13 protein-coding genes are annotated in these 20,001 nt (G+C 35.0%); 2 read left to right on the top strand and 11 right to left on the bottom strand.

What is annotated here, in order from left to right:
- Positions 1–4: 4 nt before the first annotated feature.
- The 9 genes from STA7437_RS20580 to STA7437_RS20545 all read right to left on the bottom strand — a co-directional run bounded on the left by STA7437_RS20580 (position 5) and on the right by STA7437_RS20545 (position 14,978).
- Positions 5–2,200: a response regulator gene (locus STA7437_RS20580; protein ID WP_015195318.1), complete on the bottom strand. Its 2,196-nt coding sequence runs from the start codon at positions 2,198–2,200 to the stop codon at positions 5–7.
- Positions 2,201–2,401: 201 nt separating this feature from the next.
- Positions 2,402–2,542 carry a four helix bundle protein gene (locus STA7437_RS27780; protein ID WP_407696432.1) on the bottom strand — a complete coding sequence of 47 codons (141 nt, stop codon included), beginning with the start codon at positions 2,540–2,542 and terminating at the stop codon, positions 2,402–2,404.
- A 105-nt stretch (positions 2,543–2,647) separates the two neighbouring features.
- Complete coding sequence (locus STA7437_RS20575) at positions 2,648–5,332, bottom strand: response regulator (RefSeq protein ID WP_015195317.1); 2,685 nt, start codon at positions 5,330–5,332, stop codon at positions 2,648–2,650.
- 25 nt (positions 5,333–5,357) lie between these two features.
- On the bottom strand, positions 5,358–9,671 hold the full coding sequence (locus tag STA7437_RS27485; RefSeq protein ID WP_015195316.1) for an amino acid adenylation domain-containing protein: 4,314 nt from the start codon (positions 9,669–9,671) through the stop codon (positions 5,358–5,360).
- Between the two features lie 707 nt (positions 9,672–10,378).
- Positions 10,379–11,137, bottom strand: coding sequence for an SDR family NAD(P)-dependent oxidoreductase (locus STA7437_RS20565; protein ID WP_015195315.1), 759 nt, complete (start codon positions 11,135–11,137; stop codon positions 10,379–10,381).
- A gap of 99 nt (positions 11,138–11,236) precedes the next feature.
- A complete protein-coding gene (locus STA7437_RS20560; RefSeq protein WP_015195314.1) occupies positions 11,237–12,931 on the bottom strand; it encodes an iron uptake porin in 1,695 nt (564 codons plus the stop codon).
- 162 nt (positions 12,932–13,093) lie between these two features.
- The gene (gene panD, locus STA7437_RS20555; protein WP_015195313.1) at positions 13,094–13,519 is read right to left on the bottom strand and encodes an aspartate 1-decarboxylase; all 426 of its coding nucleotides are present in this window, start codon (positions 13,517–13,519) and stop codon (positions 13,094–13,096) included.
- 114 nt (positions 13,520–13,633) lie between these two features.
- Positions 13,634–14,611 carry a tetratricopeptide repeat protein gene (locus tag STA7437_RS20550; protein ID WP_015195312.1) on the bottom strand — a complete coding sequence of 326 codons (978 nt, stop codon included), beginning with the start codon at positions 14,609–14,611 and terminating at the stop codon, positions 13,634–13,636.
- A 178-nt stretch (positions 14,612–14,789) separates the two neighbouring features.
- Complete coding sequence (locus STA7437_RS20545; protein ID WP_015195311.1) at positions 14,790–14,978, bottom strand: hypothetical protein; 189 nt, start codon at positions 14,976–14,978, stop codon at positions 14,790–14,792.
- Between the two features lie 129 nt (positions 14,979–15,107).
- Here STA7437_RS20545 and dtd point away from each other — a divergent pair, with 129 nt between their 5' ends.
- Together dtd and pdhA are read left to right on the top strand one after the other, a co-directional pair.
- Complete coding sequence (dtd, locus tag STA7437_RS20540; RefSeq protein WP_015195310.1) at positions 15,108–15,563, top strand: D-aminoacyl-tRNA deacylase; 456 nt, start codon at positions 15,108–15,110, stop codon at positions 15,561–15,563.
- Positions 15,564–15,774: 211 nt separating this feature from the next.
- Positions 15,775–16,806 carry a pyruvate dehydrogenase (acetyl-transferring) E1 component subunit alpha gene (gene pdhA / locus STA7437_RS20535; RefSeq protein WP_015195309.1) on the top strand — a complete coding sequence of 344 codons (1,032 nt, stop codon included), beginning with the start codon at positions 15,775–15,777 and terminating at the stop codon, positions 16,804–16,806.
- 60 nt (positions 16,807–16,866) lie between these two features.
- On the opposite strand, the gene STA7437_RS20530 is transcribed toward pdhA, so the two are convergent.
- Together STA7437_RS20530 and STA7437_RS20525 are read right to left on the bottom strand one after the other, a co-directional pair.
- The gene (locus STA7437_RS20530) at positions 16,867–17,229 is read right to left on the bottom strand and encodes a hypothetical protein (protein WP_015195308.1); all 363 of its coding nucleotides are present in this window, start codon (positions 17,227–17,229) and stop codon (positions 16,867–16,869) included.
- Positions 17,230–17,399: 170 nt separating this feature from the next.
- On the bottom strand, positions 17,400–19,994 hold the full coding sequence (locus tag STA7437_RS20525) for a polysaccharide biosynthesis tyrosine autokinase (RefSeq protein WP_015195307.1): 2,595 nt from the start codon (positions 19,992–19,994) through the stop codon (positions 17,400–17,402).
- Positions 19,995–20,001: the final 7 nt, after the last annotated feature.

The raw sequence follows: 20,001 nt of genomic DNA, 5'->3' as shown, positions 1-20,001 counted from the left end.
GGAATTAGATTACTGCAACTTGTTTACTACTCTGTCGAGAAATTGCTTCTGATAGAAGATTATGTAATTGTGTCAACAAAACCTCGCTCGTGTAACTACCTTTTTGAAAAATTTTGTTAACGTGTCCCTGTAATCTTTGACGTTCTAATTGAGTCAAGTCTTTGGCAGTTAAAACGACTACAGGAAGAGAGCGTAATTGTTCTTGTTGACGAAGTTCGTGAATTAATTCAAAACCATCCATTTCTGGCATCATTAAATCAGAGATAATTAAATCTGGAGTTTGGAGATTAATCGCTTCTAAAGCTTTACGTCCATTCTCTACGGCTGTTACTTGCCAACCTTCTTTAATCAATTGACGAGCTATAATTTCTCTTGTATTGTCATCATCTTCAACAACCAAAACTGAATTGGCAAAATACTCTAAACTATATTTTTGTAAAACTGAGACTAACTGTTGCCGATTAATTGGTTTGAGTAGATAGTCAGCAGCACCCAAAGCATAGCCCAAGTTTTGATTATCGACAATACTCATCATGATTACAGGAATATGAGATGATTCTGGGTCAGCTTTAAGCGCAGCAAGAACAGTCCAACCATCCATTTCAGGCATCATCACATCAAGAGTAATTGCTTGTGGCTGGAGTTGTTTAGCTAAACGCAACCCTTCCTGTCCACTAGTAGCAGCTACAACTTTAAATCCTTGTTTAGAAAGAAAACGGCTGATTAAATCGTGGATTGTAGGATCGTCATCAATTACTAAAATAGTGTTTTGACCTGCTGAATGAGTATCCAACTGTTTAACATTGCGATCGCCTTTTCCTGATTTGACTAATTTCTTAACTTCGATTGGTAGGTGAATCGTAAAAGTAGAACCTTTGCCAAATTGACTTTCGACCACAATATCACCGCCCATCATCTGACAAAACCGTTTAGTAATTGCTAGCCCTAAACCAGTTCCTCCATATTTACGAGTAGTAGAAGCATCTGCTTGAGTAAAAGCTTGAAATAATCTACTCAATTGTTCTGGACTCATACCAATGCCTGTATCTTTAACTTGCAAACTCAGCCAATGGTGTCCCGAATTGAGATATCGCTCAACTTTAAGAGTTATAGTCCCGTTTTCTGTAAATTTACACGAATTACTCAAAAGATTAAATAAACTCTGTCTAATTTTAATCAAATCTGTATGCATCGTACCCAAATTGTCGGGTAAATCGATCTTTAAATGATTACCATTTTTTTCAACTAAAGGCTGAATTGTCGCAACTACATCTTCAACTAGATTGCGAACCTCAAAATGTTCTGGATAAAGTTCCATTCTGCCTGCCTCAATTTTAGACAAGTCAAGAATGTCGTTAATTAAACTTAAAAGATGTTTCGCAGCACCATGTATTTTATGAAGATCGGGAAGAAAGTCTTCTTGACCAAGATCTTCTGCTTCTTCCATCAACATTTCACTATAACCAATGATGGCATTCATAGGTGTGCGTAATTCATGACTCATATTAGCTAGAAAAGTACTTTTTGACTGATTGGCTTTTTCCGCTTCAGTACGAGCTTTTTCTGCTTCTGTAATACTTCTGGCTAGTTCTGCAGTACGCTCTTGAACCCTAATTTCTAATTCTTCTTTTTGTTGTAGCAATCTAACTTGAGTGTGTCGAAGTTGTTGAAGAGTTTTTAGTAATTTAGTCGTACGTTCTTGAACGCGTTGTTCTAATTCTTGATTAAGCTTAATTAAAGAATTCTCCGCCGTTTCTCGTTGTGAAATTTCATTTTTAAGAATTTTATTTTGTTGGTCCATAGTTCTACTCAAGTTACGTAGCTGCAGTTGGACTCTAACCCTAGCTATTACTTCTTCTTGTTGAAAAGGTTTAGTAATATAGTCGACAGCACCCAGACTAAAACCTTGGACTTTGTGTTGTGTATCTGAGAGAGCAGTCATAAAAATAATGGGAATATCGGTAGTAGCAGCATTTGCTTTAATTCTTCGGCAAGTTTCAAAACCGTCAATTCCAGGCATCATAATATCGAGCAAAATTAGCTCTGGTTGATGATACTCGATTTGCTCAATAGCAGTTTCTCCATCAAGTGCGACGGCAACTTGAAATCCTGCACTCATTAAAGTTTCTGAAAGTACTTCTAAATTATTAGGATTATCATCGACGATTAAAATACTTTGCCCAACTGGATTAACTGTCATTTTTGCCTCGATTCTTTATAATAATTTGAATAAAAATGGGGAATAAGTTTATTTTTTAGTTTTTTAATTAGAGCCGTAATCATACGACTTTCTTGTTTTAATAATGAGGTGATAAATTCTAAATTTTTTAAATCACATAATCCTACTCATTGAGAGATTATTAAATGTGTTTCTAATTCATTAATTTAACCTTGAGCTATATTAATAAATCTGAGGTATTCGGCTGTGTAACGCTTCCCATCTTGCGGAAATAGATACTGCTGACTTTCTGCTTTGTTGAACTATTTCATATAATTCTTCTTGAAAAAAATACTTGGTTAATAAATAATATTTTTCTGCTATTTCTATCCCTTATTGCCAGATTCTTAAATCTTTAAAATCATTGAGATCATTTATATTTTTTTGTTTTCTATTCCCCATTTACTATTCCCTTTTTTTGTTTTATTTTTATGAATACTGCTCAATAAATGATCGTAATTGTTTAAGCTGAAATTTTTCAGCAAATTTGCGTATCTGCAACACAAAAGGAATAAACTTGGCATCTAGTTTTTCAATACGTTCAATCTCAGTAAGAACATTATTAATTAAACCTTTACGACTTAGATCGAGAAGTAAAGCTAAATCTTCGGTAGATGGTGGAACAATATCAGTAGTATTAGAAATAACATCATTTGTTTGAGCCAATGTTTCAATTGATTTAGTTTCTTCGTAAATCCACTCTAGTTCTAAGAGGTTTTGTAACGAAGTCAACAAATTTTCAGCTTGAATGGGTTTGGGCAAAAAGTCATTAGCTCCAGCATTTAAACTTTTTTGCCTGTCACTTTCAAAAACACTAGCAGAAGACACAATTACTACTACATCTTGTCCTTGAGGAGAAGAACGTATTTGGGAAAGCATTTCGTAGCCATCCAGAATTGGCATTGATATATCAGTAATGATTAAATCTGGTTGGTTTTGAGCAAATTTATCTAAACCATCCTGACCATTTTCTGCTTCTAAAACTTCAAAACCCAATGGCTCTAGTAAATTCATGACTACAGAACGATTTTCCCAGCGGTCGTCTACTATCAAAATTTTCCGTTTTTGATCAAGTGTACAAGCTGAAAATTCGATGTCAGAAGTTAGTTCGCTAGACGAAATCTTAGTTTTAAAACCTACAATAATACCTTCGGAGACTAACTTAGCAGATTTGATCCAACTTGTAGTTTCTGGTAAATCAACATCAAACCAAAAAGTACTACCTTTTCCTAATTCACTTACTACTTGAATGGTACTGCCCATCATGGCAACAATTTGTTGGGTAATAGCTAATCCTAGTCCTGTTCCTTCGGATTGTTTTTCGACACTTCCTACCTGTTCAAAAGGCAAAAAGATTTTGGTTAAATGCTCTGGACTGATACCAATCCCACTATCTTCTATCTGAAAACGAAGACGATAAAGAAATTGGTTTTCTTGACTATTTTCTACTTTTTGAGAGTAAACTAAAAAAGTTACCGTGCCTTCGTCAGTAAATTTAATTGCATTACTGAGTAAATTGATTAAGACTTGACGTAAACGTTTGTCATCAGTCTGAACACCAACTGGTAATTGACCTTCTTCTAGATAAACAAAAGCAATACCTTTCTGGTCAGCTTTAATCCGACAAATTTCAACAACTCCCTGAATAAAAGAAGGAAAATGAAACTCTGTTCCATGTAGTTCCATTTTTCGAGCTTCGATTTTGGAAAGATCCAGAACATCATTAATCAAAGTCAACAGATGAGAACCACACTGATTAATAATATCAACTCCCTTTTTCTCTTTCTCAGACATAGTTCTAGATTGCTGAAGAACTTGGGCATAGCCTAAAATGCCATTAAGAGGAGTTCTTAATTCATGACTCATATTAGCGAGAAATTCGCTTTTAGCTTGATTGGCAGTATCGGCTGCTGACTTTGCTTGTTGTAATTCGGCAGTTCTTTCTTCTACTCTCAGTTCTAATTCTTCAAAAGAGGCTTTTAATTGAGCAGTCATGCGATTAAAAGAATGTTCTAAAACTTCTAGTTCATCAGCACCTGCTATTTGTAATTTTTCATTGTTATTATCTGTTTGTGCTAACTTTTGGCACTCTTCCAGAATTGGTTGTAAACGAGAGTTAAGTCTGTGAACAAATAAAAATACTACAAAAGCCAAAATAGCACCTGCACCCAATGCGCCTCCCAGAGCAATAGCAAGTACAGGAAGTAAGACAACTGATTGAGGAACTGCTGCTAACATCAGCCAATTAGTTCCTTCTATATGTTGATATGCCCAGTAGTTCCCCTCTAGCACAAAAAGTCCAGAGTCACTTTTGCCAATTGTTTGCCACACAGCTTGTAGTTCTGGAATATCTTTATAAGTTGCCAAATCCTTAGCTTTTTGTGAATTTGGAGGATATGCAAGTAGATTACCGTTTTCACTTAGAATCATAAAGTATCCACTTCCCCAACGAGATGGTGCTTCAATTTCTTCAGTTAAGGCAGTAACATTAACATCTAATCCAACAACACCTATTAGCTCTTGTTCCATATTTAATACAGGAGCAGTAACTGTTGTCAGAGCTATACCCGCCCATTCATAGGGTTCCATCCAGATAGAACCATTCGCTGCAACAGGTAAAGTATAGTATTCTTGCTCGACGCAGCTAGAGTCTAGTTCACAGACATCTGTTTGCCTGATATTATCAAAAGGAGGTGGTAAAGGTTGACCAACTTGATCCGAAATATTTTGATCGAGAAAAAAGTAAGGCCAATAAAATTTTTGATTAGGCAGAACTTTATAGGGAGCTTGTCCAAAACCTGTACCCATCGTTAAAGATGAACGTTTTTTGACAACTTCTAAAATCATTTTTTCATAGGCATCTGGATCTTTGGTTCCTAAATAATTGAGGCTTTTAATTCCTGCCACTAGCCCTAACATGGTTTGTTCTGCTCTACCAAGTTTTCCTTCTATTGATTTAACTTGAGTGCTGAGATTACTTTGTATTTCTTGCGTAGCACGATTTTCTAAGGCTTGATAAAAGAAATAGGACATACCTCCTAAACCTACTAAAGCACCACCTAGCACATAGAAAAATAAGGTTGAACCAATAGAATTGCGTATAGACCTATCCATAAATTTATAAAAATCTTAAATCTACTTATATGCTTAATAGTTCCCCAATAGAGCCGACTTTTAACATTTTGGTGTTTGGTTGAGCGTCAGGATATGGAAAGCCATTTTTTATAAAGTAGGAAAAATAAATTTTTAGAAGATTGGTATGAATAGAAGGACAAATAATTGAAGTTTTGGCAAGTCCATTAAGAGTGTTTTGGCAATCAAAAGCTCTGGCTGTTGAAAGAAAAGTTTCGAGATAAGTCATCTGATTTTCAGATTTTTCTGTAAAAAGCGATCGCATTGGAATCAATGCATTATCTGCATCACTACTTAAGTTAAGTAGTTTAGCTTGCCAATCTTGATGAGGAAGTAGTTGAATGTTGTAACCCAAATCTCTGATTTGCTCAATAAGTTTTTTCCAAGGCAAAGGTTCAGGATTAACGATATGAAAAGCTTGATCTAAAGATTTGTGCTGTCTTGACAGATGAACAATTGCTTTGCTAGCGTAATCGATTGGAATTAAGTTAACCCAATGATTTAAATTAGGTGCAGCTTCAAGCTGTATGATCCCTTTAATAATTCTGCACATCAAATCATTGGTGTGGGATGCGCCAGTTTGACTATGACCAGTCAACATTCCAGGTCTGTAAATACAAGTGGGGATTCCTCTAGAACGAGCAGCAATAATCAGTTGTTCTGCAACCCATTTAGTTTGTGTATAACCTTTATCTACCTCTTGACCAGAATCAAGATGTTCATTTTCTCCAATTACTTTCTTACCAAAATTAGTCAGAGGCTTAAGTACATCGATTGTGGAAATGTAATGAACAGGAGTAACTTTGCCTAAACTAGCTAATCGTAAAATTTCTTGAGTTCCCAGTACATTAATAGGTTTTAGGGAAGCGTAGGAATAGACTAAATTGACAAATGCACCAGCATGATAAATTAGATCAAGTTTACTAGCCAATGTTTGAAATTGTTCCTTAGTTAATCCTAAGAGAGGCTCAGATAAATCTCCAATCACAGGAATAATTCTCGAAGCTATTTCAGAATTCCAGAGTAAATAACGTTCTAAATTAGCTTGAATTTTTTGTCGTCCTGCTTCAAAATTTGAGGCACGGACTAAACAGTAAATATTGGCTGAAGTTTCTTTGAGAAGTTCATCGAGTAAAAAAGCACCAAGAAAACCAGTTGCACCAGTCAAAAAGATATGTTCAGGTTCAGAAGTAAATTCAATAAAAGGTATTTCGGGTTGAATTGTTGGGTCTAAGGTAGTTTCAAATTGCCAATCAATCTCAGCTTTTTGTTGAATGGGAAAAGCAGAGCCAGAATTTTGGACAACATTTATTCCTTCGATTAATCCGGTAATGGTTGGCTCTTTGAGTAAATAAAAAATAGGTAAGGCAACATCAATTACTTCTTCTGCTTGAGCGAGCATTTGAGCAGCTAAAAGAGAATGTCCTCCCAGTTCAAAAAAGTTGTCTTTAACGCCAATCTGGTCAATTTCTAAAATCTCAGACCAAATTTCAGCAAGCTGTTCTTCTAAAAGAGTTGAAGGAGCAATATAATCTTCATTCAAAACTGGTCGTTCTTTTTTGGGGTCTGGTAGAGCGCGACGGTCAATTTTGCCATTGGGCGTTAAGGGTAAACTTTCCATCATTACGAATGCAGAAGGAACCATATACTTAGGTAATTTATCCTTCAAAAACGCTCGGAGTTTGGGAATTAAAGTATTTTTTTCTTGAACAGGATTATTGGCATAAGCTTTCCAAGGTTTGAATTCTAATACTGGTTCTGGTAAAGCTAAAATATTTTGTTGAGTTTGTGATTTAGGTTGCAAGATTACATCATATTTGCCAACTGCGTAGGATTCTGTCCAAGTGATGTAAACCTGATAAGGAAACTTTTCCGACAAACTCCAAAATTGTTCGGGATGAATTCCCGTTGATTGAGACAATTCGTGGATGCGGTGTTTTAGTTTTTCTACGGTTTCTGGTTTGTTATTACTAACCAGTATTTCTGTTCCTTTGACCTCCGCAATAATTCTTGCATCAGGGATGTTGGTAATTCTGAGAGTTTCTAGCTTATTTTCTTGTAGTAATTGATAAATTTTGGGAATTGATAGCTGTTGTTGTTCCCAATCAAAACATAAAGGTTCACTAATTGTTTCTATTTTAGTTTCAACGTGCAATATTACATCAGAACGAAATCTAATTAATTCGTTTTGAGTATGACCACGCTTCAGTAAAGTTTCAACCTGACTAATTTGAGGAAGATTATGTTTTAAAACATGGAAAAAGTCAGGATGAATAACAAGCTCTTTATCTTGAGCGATTCTTGTCTGGATACGTTGTTTGAGTTGGTCACAAGGAAGAAAATCAGGAACTTGAGCAAGTTGAACTCCAGTATGAAAAGCTTCTAGGAGGGGTAAGCTACGAACGTCACCGATAAAAATTCGACCTCCTGGTTTGACCAATTTAACAGCCTTTTCTAAAACTTGAACTAAATAATTGATGTTTGGGAAGTACTGAATAACCGAGTTAATAATAATAGTATCAAAAGATTTTGGTTCAAATTCTTCTAGATCATGGGCTGGTTTAGCTATTACATCAACATGATCAAGATTTTCTTTGCTTAATCTTTGCTCAATATGATTAATAGCTTCGGCGGATAAATCTATACCAGAATAATGGGTGCAGTGAGGTGCAAGACGAAATAACAGTAGCCCCATACCACAACCAATTTCTAATACTGTTTGAGGGCGGAAAGAGAGAATTCTCTCAATAGTACAATCAACCCATTCATGAACTTCTTCGCCTGACATGAGCGAACCTGTAAAACTATCATTCCAACCAGTGAAATCAAATGTAGGATCGCAACTATCGGAAGACTGACTGTAAGTGTCGTTCCATACTTTAATCCATTGTTGAACCTCTTCGTTAAGAGAAGAATCTGTTACTGTTAATAGTTCTGAATTATCTGATTCGGTTTTGGGAACAACATAAGCAACTAAGTTTTTATCTCCAGATTCACCTTCTCTAGGAACAACTACAGCTTCTCTTACCTCGGGATTTTGAATAAGAACACTTTCTATTTCTCCTATTTCAATTCGGAAGCCACGAATCTTGACTTGATGATCAATACGACCAAGATATTTAAGATTACCATCAGGTAAATAAACCGCTAAATCTCCAGTTTTGTAAAGTCTGGCATCGGGTTCGTTACTAAAGGGATTAGTAATAAACTTTTCAGCAGTTAATTCTGGACGATTAAGGTAGCCTCTGGCTAAACCTGCACCACTTATATATACTTCTCCTTCTATACCATCAGGAACAAGTTTAAGTGGATCATTTTTTCTACGGGCTGGATATTCTACTAAATAAATCTGTGTATTGGATATTGGACGACCAATTAGAGGAATTTGATCCCATCCTTTTGGAATTACGGCAACAGTAGAATAAGTTGTATCTTCTGTTGGGCCATAAAGATTTACAACTTGTCTAATATGATCTAGCTGGTAAAGTTTTTGTACTAAAGAATTTTGTAGAGGCTCACCTGCTAAATTGATAGTATTAACTGATTTGGGAATACCATGAATTTGGTACAAAGTTGCGATCGCTGATGGAACAGTATTAATTAACGTGACTTCTTTAGCTGCTATCAGTTTAGGCAATTGAAGCGCATTTTGAGCCAAAATAATTTTACCACCGCAACTCAGAGTTACAAATATTTCAAATATAGAGAGATCAAAACAAACTGAAGTAGAAGCTAATACTCCTTGTAATTGCTCGCAAGTAAAAAATCTTGTAGCCCAATCAATTAAAGCAACTGTATTACGATGTTCAATTGCTACGCCTTTGGGTTTACCTGTAGAACCCGATGTGTAGAGTACATAGGCAAGATTGTTTGATTTTGTTTCGTTAATCAGATTATTGATTGATTGTTCAGAAAATATTTGCCAATCTTTTTCTAAAAAGACTGTTTGTGCTTGATGTTGAGGAAGTGCTTCTGTTAAATGTTTCTGAGTTAATAAAACTGGAAATTGAGCATCTTCAGTTATGGAGGCTAATCGCTCTTGAGGATAAGCAGGATCTAGAGGGACATAAGCACCACCAGCTTTAAGAATACCTAAAAGTGCAACGATCATCTCAAGCGATCGCTCTACACAGACTCCTACTAATGTTTCTGGTTGAACACCTAGACTTCTAAGATAGTGTGCAAGTTGATTAGCTTTTTCGTTGAGTTCTCGGTATGTCAGTTGTTGGTTTTCAAAGATAACAGCTATTGCATCAGGCGTTTTTGCAACTTGAGTTTCTACTAACTGATGAATGCACATATCTTTAACTGCTTCAAACATTTGTTTTTCCTGGATTAGTTATTAGGAAGAAGGATTAAGCGATTTATATAAAAATTATGGTTGGGGTATTAACCACTAAAAATAGTGATTTTGTTGGTAGTTAATTACTCAAACAAATATATAGATAGTCAAAACATATTTCTTAACTATCAATGTTCAATGGTTATCCAGTTAACAAGTGTGATTAATTAATATAATTATTGGTGATTTGTCTTAGTGACAAACCCCTTAAAAAATAGTAATCAAATAATGTTTTGTTTAAAGCAGTTATAAAATGAATTTGAAGAGAAAGCGTGAAAAATTACTTAACTTAAAAATTAGTTTAATAAAAAGTCAATAAATTGTCAATTGAGAATTTGATTAATTATTTAAACAAAAGATAAAGTCGAGAGTCCAATCGTAACCAATAACCTATTTAAATAGAAAATTTACTTAAAAAGTTATAATTGTAATTTTTATGTTAGTTAAAAACCACAATCAGTATATTTGTATAAAATATCTAATTTTGTTTTCTTTACATTTTATTCATACAAAAAAAAATTCTGCCCAAACCAAAAACTTTTGAGCAGAAAGTAAGATCAAGTATCTTGCGAGATTCTTCCTGCACTGTGTTTAGAATGACAATTGATCAATTGAACTTCAGATTATAGGAACGTGGAAATTGTTTGATCACCAATAATAAAAAGGATTGCATATTTGACATCTGGTTACAATTTCGCGGTTAAGCCTCCATCAACAACAAGATTATGTCCTGTAATATAAGAAGCTTCTTCAGAAGCAAGAAACAAAACTGCATAAGCAATTTCTGCTGGAGTACCTTGACGTGCTAGAGGAATAATTTCTCCTAAGGAAGATTCATCTAATGGTGTTAATTCATAAATAGGATCGTTAAAAGGAGTATCGATCCATCCTGGACAAACGCTATTGACTCGAATACCATCTTTGGCATATTCAACAGCTAATTGTCTGGTTAAATTCACCAACCCTCCTTTAACTGTGTCATAAGCCATTAAATCTGGTTCACCCATCAATCCAGATACAGAAGAAGTAATAATTATGGTGCTGTGTTGAGTTTGTTTTAGTTTAGGAATACCGTATTTAACGCAGAGATAAGTCCCTGTTAAATTAACTGACAAAGTTTTGTACCAATGTTCATCAGATGGAGTGTCAGCAGAACCTATCATTAAGACACCAGCATTACAATGTAAAATATTGAGATAACCGTAGATATCAATTGTTTTCTCAAACAGTACTTGTACTTGCTCTGCATTAGAAATATCTGTAGGAATAGCGATCGCGTCTCCACCAGCGTCACGAATACTAGCTGCGGTTTGTTCAGCTTCTTTTGCTCTAAGATCAGCAATAACGACTTTAGCTCCTTCGTAACTAAACAGTTTTGCTGTTGCTGCACCAATCCCTGAAGCTGCACCTGTGATTACAGCAACTTTATTGGCTAATCTTTTCATAAAAAAGTTTTCCTTTTAAGTATTGGTACAAAAAAAACAAAGAGAATGGGGAAAAGAGAACAGGACACTAACAGATATTTCTTCGTAATTTGAATATCGCTAGAATGTAAAGGTAGAACGAAGTGTACCAATTACAAGATCGTCATTGTCTTGATTATGATTGGGTGCTGTGAGCCAAATGACTCCAGGAGTAATCGCAATATTATCTGTAAGTTGATATTGATAAAAAGCTTCTACGTGCAAAGACGTATCTTGATCTGTATTATCAAGTCCTGCTAGTTGAACACTAGAATCAGTTACTTTGGGTTCCATGCCAACTACAACACCTCCCAAATTCCCCTGTTTACCAAGATCGGGGAAAGCTAGAGTAACAGCCCAGTTCCAAATATCAAGACTACCACGGTCAATTGTACCGTTGAGAGTAGAAAGAGTAAGAGTATTGGTATAACCACCCCAACCACTGAGAACAAAGCGATCGCTAAGTTGCCACGAAGCCTCTACACCATAGGAGTTACCAACTGTGGGTACTGCTTCGCCAAATTCTGTTTCGGTAAAAGTACGAAAATTAGCTAAATTGCTACCTGCAAAAGTGTCACTAGCATTATAAGCATGAACATAGGTTAAACCTAACTTGAAGCTATCACTAGGTTTAAAAACTACTTGTCCTAAAGCAGAATAAGGGCCATTTAACAAACCGCTTCCTTCTAATGGATCGCTAGCACCACCAGCTAAATAACCTAAACTAACTTCAAAGTTATCTCCCAAATTAGTTCTGGTACCGATACCTGCACCAGCAACTTGATTATAAATCGGGTTACGATTGCCAAAGTAAGAAATTGCGCCACTACCACTATCATCGTAACTATCTAGAGGATTGATTGTATCGGCAAAATCGTAAGCAAAACCACCTAAACCTTCAACTACAACTTGAGTGCGATCGCCAAGAGGGAAATAATAGGATGCGGTAATTAACCTCAAATTATTGTCAACATCTTCACTGAAACCGATTTGTCCTTCAAAAGTATTGGTAACATCACTAAAAAAAGGAAAATTACCAGTTGAGAAGAAAGTTAGGAGTAAATCTTCGCCTGTAAAACTAGTATTAAATGCTAACCTCGCGCGATCGCCCAAAACTGGAATTCGATCTACTTCATTACCATTAGCATCATCTCCAGTAAAAATACTAGCCAAACTAAAAATTACTTCTCCTGATAATTTGGTAGTGGTTGAAAACTGATGATCCTCTAAAAAAGTAGTACGTTCTTCTAATTGATCTACTCTACCGTTGAGAGTGGCTAATTCGCTTTGAAATTCTTCTGTCAATCTTTGCAACTTATCCAAATCCTCTCTGGTTACCGTCTCAGAAGCAGCAATTAATCTTTCGATTTGATTCAAACAAGCATTTAAACCAGCAGCAAATTCATAACGAGAAAGAGATTGATCACCACGAAAAGTTTGATTAGGATAACCAACAATACAACCATAGCGTTCTACTAAAGAGCGTAACGCTTCATAAGCCCAATCTGTAGGAGAAACATCGCGTAATTGAGAGACATTACTTACCTGTGAGAAGGATTGATTTTGATTGTAGCGATCAATTTGTTTAAGTAAATTTTCATGAGTGGTTACCGATGCCGTTTTTTGAGATTGATTATTTTCTACTTCGATGGCAGTAGCATTTCCTCCTTGGCAAACAAGTAAAGCTGTTCCCAAACATAAAATGGTAGTTGATTGTAATTGCCATCGTTTCTGATTACTGACATTCTGAACTGTAACAAGCTGGTTAATTTTCATATCACTCCTCAATCTAGCTAATCCATAGCTAGTTAAAACCACTTGTATAGTTCCCACTTAATAGGTAGAAATAACAGTTTTTAGTTACAAAATCTAAAGCTTGTTATTATTTCATAAATTGTGTCAGTTTAATTTGGACGTTGATAGTATCCGTAATCCTTTCTAAGATTTTGTTGAAGAAGAATAAAATTGTAATCGATTGTCTTCTGGATTAAGACCTTGATAAATAAATTCTTGACAACGATTTTGTTCGTCGGCGACTAATACTTTTGCTTGATGTCCGTTTTGCATTACTTCTTCGCGATCGCGTTGTTCATAAGCGATAATAATTAAAAGATCTCCTGGTTGACATAATAAGGCTGCACCACCATTGGGACAAATTTCCCCTGTATCAGCTTTACCAGGAATTGCGTAAGTAGACCAACGTTTGCCATTATTGAGATTAATTACATCAACTTCTTCTAGGGGTAAAATGCCCACTTTGTCCATCAAATCTTGGTCAATAGTAATACTTCCGACATAATTGACATTTGCTTCGGTTACCCTCACACGATGAAGTTTAGCGTGCATTAATCTGATTGTTGCCATTGATTCTCTCGATACTGCTGTTTTATATGATAAACCGCTATTAATTATCAGTGATCGCTTATCAGTGATCGGTAACCAGTTGATCTAATTATTGTATAGATTATTGTTAAGCTTTTATATTCCTTTACTTAATAAACGATGACGGTTATTGAGAGGTGTTTGATAATTGGGATTAACTTGCAAGGCTTGATTATAAGATTCTAACGCTTGATTGATTTGTTTTAATCCTTCAAAAGCAGCACCACGATTATTCCATGCTTGTTCGTATTCGGGATTAATGGTAATAGCATGATTGTAAGCTGCGATCGCTTGTCGATATTGTTTTAAAGTTAAGAAAAGATTTCCTTGATTATACCAAGCTAAATATTCTTCTGGTTTAATTTTTAATACTTGTTGATATGCAATAATTGCTGCTTGATAACGTTTTTGTTTAGTCAATAAATTTCCTTGACTATACCAGGCTAAATAATAATCTGGTTCAATTTTTAAAACTTGTTGATAAGATGCGATCGCTTGATTATATTTACCAATTTTTTCGAGAGTTTTACCGCGATAATACCAAGCTAAGTGTTCTTCAGGTTTTATTTTAATTGCTTGTTCGTAAGCTATAAGTGATAATTTAAATTTACCTAATTTTGTCAACGCATAAGCCTGATTATACCAACTAATATAATCATCAGGATTTAGTTTTAGTGCTTGTTGATAAGATAAATTTGCTGATTGATATTTTTGAAGGTGACTTAAAGCAATTCCACGACGTAACCAAGCTGAAGCTAAATTTGGTTCAATTAATAAAGCGCGGTCAAAACATAAAATTGATTCTTGATACTTCTTAAACTGTTGCAGATTAATGCCTCGATTAAGCCAAATTTGATAGTTATTAGGTTTAATCTGATCGTCATCTAACTTACAAGTTGTTTTTTCTGTTAATTTATTAACTTGCTCAACAACACTATAAATCTGATTTAAAGCCAACCAAGCAGATTGTTTTGTTGAAGCTAAATTATTAAACTGAGTTGCTAATAGTTGACTGGGAAAAACTAAGCCATAACCAAATAACCAAACAAAAGTTAACCAGAGTTTATTTTTCATACAATTATCTCTTAAGTTAGGTTGGCTAATTGTTTTGTTTATAGCTTTTGAAGTTTGATTTAATGGTGATTTGAATCAGTGAATTTAACTGAAAATTAAATTTTTCAATTATGAAAAAAGAAGAGTCTGAAGTTTATTTACTCAACAATTTATTCATTTACAATCAAAGCTCAAAATTTTAGCCACCTATAAACTTAGACAACCAATTGACTAAATAAAATAGAGTTTCTCCACTTGGTAATTGACTAACTGGTGCGGGAATCATTTCTCCGCGAAAATCAAGTAACTGAACCACAATCAAATAAGCGATCGCAATTAAAATAGAAATTGCCCCAGTAATAATGGCAACAATTTTTCCTCTATCCATAAAGTTACCTTTAATTTTATTTGAATATATTAATTATTTTATAATCTATCTTAACCTAGTTGATTAAATTATGTTTGAATAATTGTTTAATCACAAATTGATCTTTGAGCATTGATAAGAAAAAAAATCATGCGGGTTGTCATTCAGCGAGTTAAATCTTCTTCGGTAATTGTAGATGGAGAAATTGTCGGTAAAATCGGCAAAGGATTAAATTTACTAGTAGGAATTGCCCCTAGCGATACAGAAGTAGAACTAGATTGGATGGCACGTAAATGTCTAGAGTTAAGGTTATTTCCAGGAGATTCTAATAGTAGTAAATGGGAAAAGTCGGTAGTCGAGATTGATGGAGAACTATTAGTAATTAGTCAGTTTACTCTTTATGGAGATTGTCGCAAAGGTCGTCGTCCTTCTTTTAGTAATTCTGCATCACCCGATTTAGCAGAAATATTATATGAACAATTTATTCATAAATTAAAACAAAGTGGATTAAAGGTAGCCACAGGAAAATTTGGTGCAATGATGCAAGTTAGCATTGATAATGATGGCCCTGTTACTTTGTTATTAGAACGAGAAAGTAATAATTAAAATTTGTGAGGGTTGCACTTGATTTAACCTAACCTACAATATTTACGATCTTGGCGCAGCCAAGGCGCGAAGCGATCGCACTACCAATTAAGAAAGTTATTTGAAAAACTACACCTTAATCACAACAACAATCGTAGTTAGTCTATCAGCTTAGACAGCTTGTTTTATGATTGAATAGTTATTTGTGTTTTATAAAAATACTACAGACTCTATGTGTGCTGAAAGAACTTTACCTAAATTCGATTCTACTTCTATAAAAATTACTAAAGAAGAAGGATTGATGCTCTATGAGGACATGGTCTTAGGACGCTTATTTGAGGATAAGTGTGCTGAAATGTATTATCGAGGCAAAATGTTTGGTTTTGTCCATTTATATAACGGTCAAGAAGCAGTTTCTACAGGAGTAATTAAAGCTCTGCGACCAGACCAAGATTATGTTTGTAGTACTTATCGTGACCACGTTCATGCTCTTAGTGCTGGTGTACCTGCTCGCGAAGTCATGGCAGAGTTATTTGGTAAAGAAACAGGCTGTAGTAAAGGTCGCGGTGGTTCGATGCATATGTTTTCTGCCGAACATAAACTACTGGGAGGATATGCGTTTGTAGCTGAGGGAATTCCTGTTGCTACAGGGGCAGCTTTTCAAAGTAAATATCGTAGAGAAGCTTTAGGAGATGATAATTTTGATCAAGTATCAGTTTGCTTTTTTGGCGATGGAGCAAGCAACAACGGTCAATTTTTTGAATGTTTGAATATGGCAGCTTTGTGGAAGTTGCCGATGATTTATGTAGTAGAAAATAATAAATGGGCAATTGGGATGGCTCATGAACGAGCTACTTCTCAACCAGAAATCTACAAAAAAGCCAGTGTGTTTGATATGGCTGGTTATGAAGTTGATGGTATGGATGTATTAGCAGTTCGTGCGGTTGCTCAAGAAGCGATCGCTCGCGCTCGTGCAGGAGAGGGGCCAACTTTAATTGAAGCGTTAACCTATCGTTTTCGTGGTCATTCTCTAGCCGATCCTGATGAATTGCGTTCTCCAGAAGAAAAAGAATATTGGGCAGAAAAAGATCCGATTGAAAGATTTGCTAAATATCTTCAAAACAATAGTTTAGCCAGCAGCGAAGAACTCAAAGAAATTCAGAAAAAGATTCAAGCTGAAATTGATGAGGCGGTTCAATTTGCTGAAACTAGTCCCGAACCATCTCCTAGCGAGTTACATCGTTATATTTTTGCTGAAGATTAAAAATTTTGAAGAAGAGTTTTTGGCATGGCTGCTGCCATGCCTTTGATTACTTGGTTAAATTTAATCAATGTATCCCATTAAAGTAGAAGGATCATCAATTTCGTTAGAAGCAACAGGACGATTGCCCATAACTGAGTAAGTTTCGCTGACTTTTAAAGTACTAACCGCGATCGGTCTGGTACCAGAAACAGTTAAGGAGTTACTAATTTTCATCCCACTTTTAACGATAGGACGAGCAGCACCTACTGAAGAATAAGTACTAACTACTTGGAGATGACTAGGTTCAACAGGACGATTACCAGGAAGTAAAGTATTTTTGTGTACTGATAAGCTTAAAGTTTTTGCTTGTTGTTCGTCAGTATGGTGGTCTGATTCTACTGTTTGAACTTGATTGCCATTAGTTTCTACGTTTTCAACAGTCATAAAATTATCTCCGAGGTTTTACCAATAAACTTGTTATCTACTTTTTTTTATTTTCTCTTAATAATTAGCAGTTTGATTTAATTTTGACATTCATTGTCGTTCCCTGCAAGATACAGTTAAACTAAATTGATAAAGAGAGTAATGTATTTTATATATAAAATCAGGAAAAATTATTCTTTCAAACTAGTTTGTCTAAGTGATAAGATTTGCTGATATTGGCGCAAAATTTCTTTTCTTTTTTCTAAGTTGCGTCGCTGACCAACTAATGTTTCATCAAGCATACTTCTTATTTCTTGTTCTTGAGCAAGTTTTTGTTCTAAGGTAAAACGATCTTGATCTGTAGCAATATTAAGTTTTCTTTGTAACCTTTTGACAGTTTGGCGTTGTAGAGACAATTCTTCTTCTTGTTCTTTAACTAGTTTAGTTAAAATATCTAAATCTCGTTGAAATTGATTAACAATTTCTTTTAATTTTTCTATGGGAGTATGATCTAGTTCTTCTAAATTAACTGTGGAATTGAAAGAAGTTTTCTGTTTAGATTCTCTTGCTAGACGAGAAATAGTTTCCCATAATTCTTCTTTTGGTTGTCCTAATAATTTTGGTTGTTCTTTAGTTAGTCTATGTTCAAGACTATGATAATAGTATCCATGAGGCTCTGAGGTAGGACTTACACCATTAACGACAATACCTAAAACATTTTGTCCAGATTGTTCTAGAAGTTCTTTAGTAAATTTGGCGTTAGTTTGATCAACAACTCCAGGCTTGACTACTAATAAAATCCCATCAGTTATTCTGCCAATAATCGACGCATCAGGTGCAAAATTTAAAGCAGGTGTATCGATAATTACGAAATCATAACGTGTAGCAAAAAAATCAATTAAGTTAATCATTTTTTGCGAATCAAGCAAAGTTACTGGGCTAGGTGGAATAACTCCTGACGGCAGTACATCTAAGTTGAGCATAACTTCTTTAATGGCCGAGCTTGGATTGATTTGTTCAGCAATTAGATTACTTAAACCGCAGTTATTGTATAAATCCCAGATCCGATGTTGGATAGGATGATGTAAATGGGCATCAATTAAAAGAACTCGATGACCTACTTGAGCCATTGCAGCAGCCAAATTAGCAGAAATGGTAGATTTACCTTCTTGGGAAACTGAACTGGTAACAACTATAGTTTTAATTTTTTGATCGCAACTGAGAAACCGAAGGTTAGATTGAAGCATCCGATAAGATTCGCTAATCGCAAAAGCAGAATAGTCTCGGACAAATAGTTTAGGAATTAAAGGATCTACTTCTTGCTTGCTTAGTTCTGGTAGTTTAGATTGCTCGGCAGCAGGAATAATACCTAGCCATGTATAACCAAAAATCTGCTTGGCTTCTTCAAGAGTTTTAATCGATTTATCAAGTATTTCTAACAGGTAAATTGTACCTACTGCTACTAGGGTAGCTAATAATCCTGAAGCTAGATAGCTAATCGCTTTGTAGGGAACTGGTTCTGCTGGAACAACTGCTTCAGAGACAACGCGAAAATCACCTGTATTTTGATTTTCTGCAATTCTGACTTCTTGGAATTTTTGTAGTAGTAAAGCGTAAGTGGATTGAGACACTTCTAATTCTCGCTGTAAAGCTTTTAGCTGTTGCTCTAAGCGAGGAAAAGTATTGATTCTTTTTTGATAGTCAGTTTCGATTTGAGATAATTCAGCTATTTGATTAACTAAACCACGATTAGTTGCTTCTAGCTGAATTAAATTGGATGTTAGTTCTTGTTGTAGTTGTCCGTTTTGAAGATTACCATAAAGTAAGTTAACGCGATCGCCTGAAATTTGTTGTATGCGTTGGTTGAGTAAACTTTTAAGAGATTGAACTTTTTCTGTTAATTCAACGATTTTAGGATTATTATCTGTATAACGACTTTTTTCCTGAGCTAATTCTGATTCTACTTGTTGAAGTTGTTGCAATACTTCTTGAACAGCAGGAGACTGACTAAGATTAGTAATTAATGCTGCTCGATTGGAATCCATCCCTAATTTTTGTTTTAAAGTATTGGATTCATTACTAATTTTGGCTATTTCTGCCTTAGAGTCAATAATTTGTTGCTGTATTCGATTAACCAACTCAACAATTTTAGGTGCTTCTGTTTCTAAAGAGACAATTTTATTTTTTTCTTTATAATTCCGTAGAGCTAATTCAGCGTTAGCAACTGTTGCTTGTGCTTTGGGTAATTGTTCTTCAAGAAACTTGCGAGCAGCTACTAATTCGGCTCGATTAGCTGCAATATTCTGTTGTAGAAAAACAGAAATTAAAGTATTAGTAGCCTCAGCAGCTTTTTGAGGGTTTTGAGATTGATAAGAAACTGACAAAATATCTGTACCCGTTAGATTTTTAACGTCAAAATTTTCCAGAAATTGCTCAGGTTTTATAGGCTTACCTTTTTCATCTTGCCAATTTAATTGAGCTAACGTTTCTTTAACAACAGGTTTAGAACGAAGAATTTCCGATTGAGTTGTCAAAGGATCGCTTTTTAAGTTATAACTACTTTCTTGATGTTCTGCTGCTGGATTAATCAGAGAATAAGTTGGGTTGACTCTTTTATAAAGTAATTCTCCGGATGCTGAATAAATAGGTTTTTTGAAATTGGTTGCAATTATGCCAAGAGTTAAAATAGAAGTAAAAACTGTTAATGCAGGTAACCATCGACGTTTAATAACTAAAGGTATTAAATTAGGTTCAAAAGTTGAATGGTTAATTTTGGTTGATTCCATAAAAGTT

The sequence above is a fragment of the Stanieria cyanosphaera PCC 7437 genome, from assembly GCF_000317575.1.
GTDB classification, from domain to species: domain Bacteria; phylum Cyanobacteriota; class Cyanobacteriia; order Cyanobacteriales; family Xenococcaceae; genus Stanieria; species Stanieria cyanosphaera.
The sequence above is the reverse complement of the archived record's forward strand: the minus strand, read 5'-3'. Positions and strand labels throughout refer to the sequence as shown.

Excerpts from the sequence above, each read along its gene's own strand:
- STA7437_RS20580 (WP_015195318.1), bottom strand. The coding sequence starts at position 2,200 with ATGACAGTTAATCCAGTTGGGCAAAGTATTTTAATCGTCGATGATAAT.
- STA7437_RS20575 (WP_015195317.1), bottom strand. The coding sequence starts at position 5,332 with ATGGATAGGTCTATACGCAATTCTATTGGTTCAACCTTATTTTTCTAT.
- STA7437_RS27485 (WP_015195316.1), bottom strand. The coding sequence starts at position 9,671 with ATGTTTGAAGCAGTTAAAGATATGTGCATTCATCAGTTAGTAGAAACT.
- STA7437_RS20565 (WP_015195315.1), bottom strand. The coding sequence starts at position 11,137 with ATGAAAAGATTAGCCAATAAAGTTGCTGTAATCACAGGTGCAGCTTCA.
- STA7437_RS20560 (WP_015195314.1), bottom strand. The coding sequence starts at position 12,931 with ATGAAAATTAACCAGCTTGTTACAGTTCAGAATGTCAGTAATCAGAAA.
- panD (WP_015195313.1), bottom strand. The coding sequence starts at position 13,519 with ATGGCAACAATCAGATTAATGCACGCTAAACTTCATCGTGTGAGGGTA.
- STA7437_RS20550 (WP_015195312.1), bottom strand. The coding sequence starts at position 14,611 with ATGAAAAATAAACTCTGGTTAACTTTTGTTTGGTTATTTGGTTATGGC.
- STA7437_RS20545 (WP_015195311.1), bottom strand. The coding sequence starts at position 14,978 with ATGGATAGAGGAAAAATTGTTGCCATTATTACTGGGGCAATTTCTATT.
- dtd (WP_015195310.1), top strand. The coding sequence starts at position 15,108 with ATGCGGGTTGTCATTCAGCGAGTTAAATCTTCTTCGGTAATTGTAGAT.
- pdhA (WP_015195309.1), top strand. The coding sequence starts at position 15,775 with ATGTGTGCTGAAAGAACTTTACCTAAATTCGATTCTACTTCTATAAAA.
- STA7437_RS20530 (WP_015195308.1), bottom strand. The coding sequence starts at position 17,229 with ATGACTGTTGAAAACGTAGAAACTAATGGCAATCAAGTTCAAACAGTA.
- STA7437_RS20525 (WP_015195307.1), bottom strand. The coding sequence starts at position 19,994 with ATGGAATCAACCAAAATTAACCATTCAACTTTTGAACCTAATTTAATA.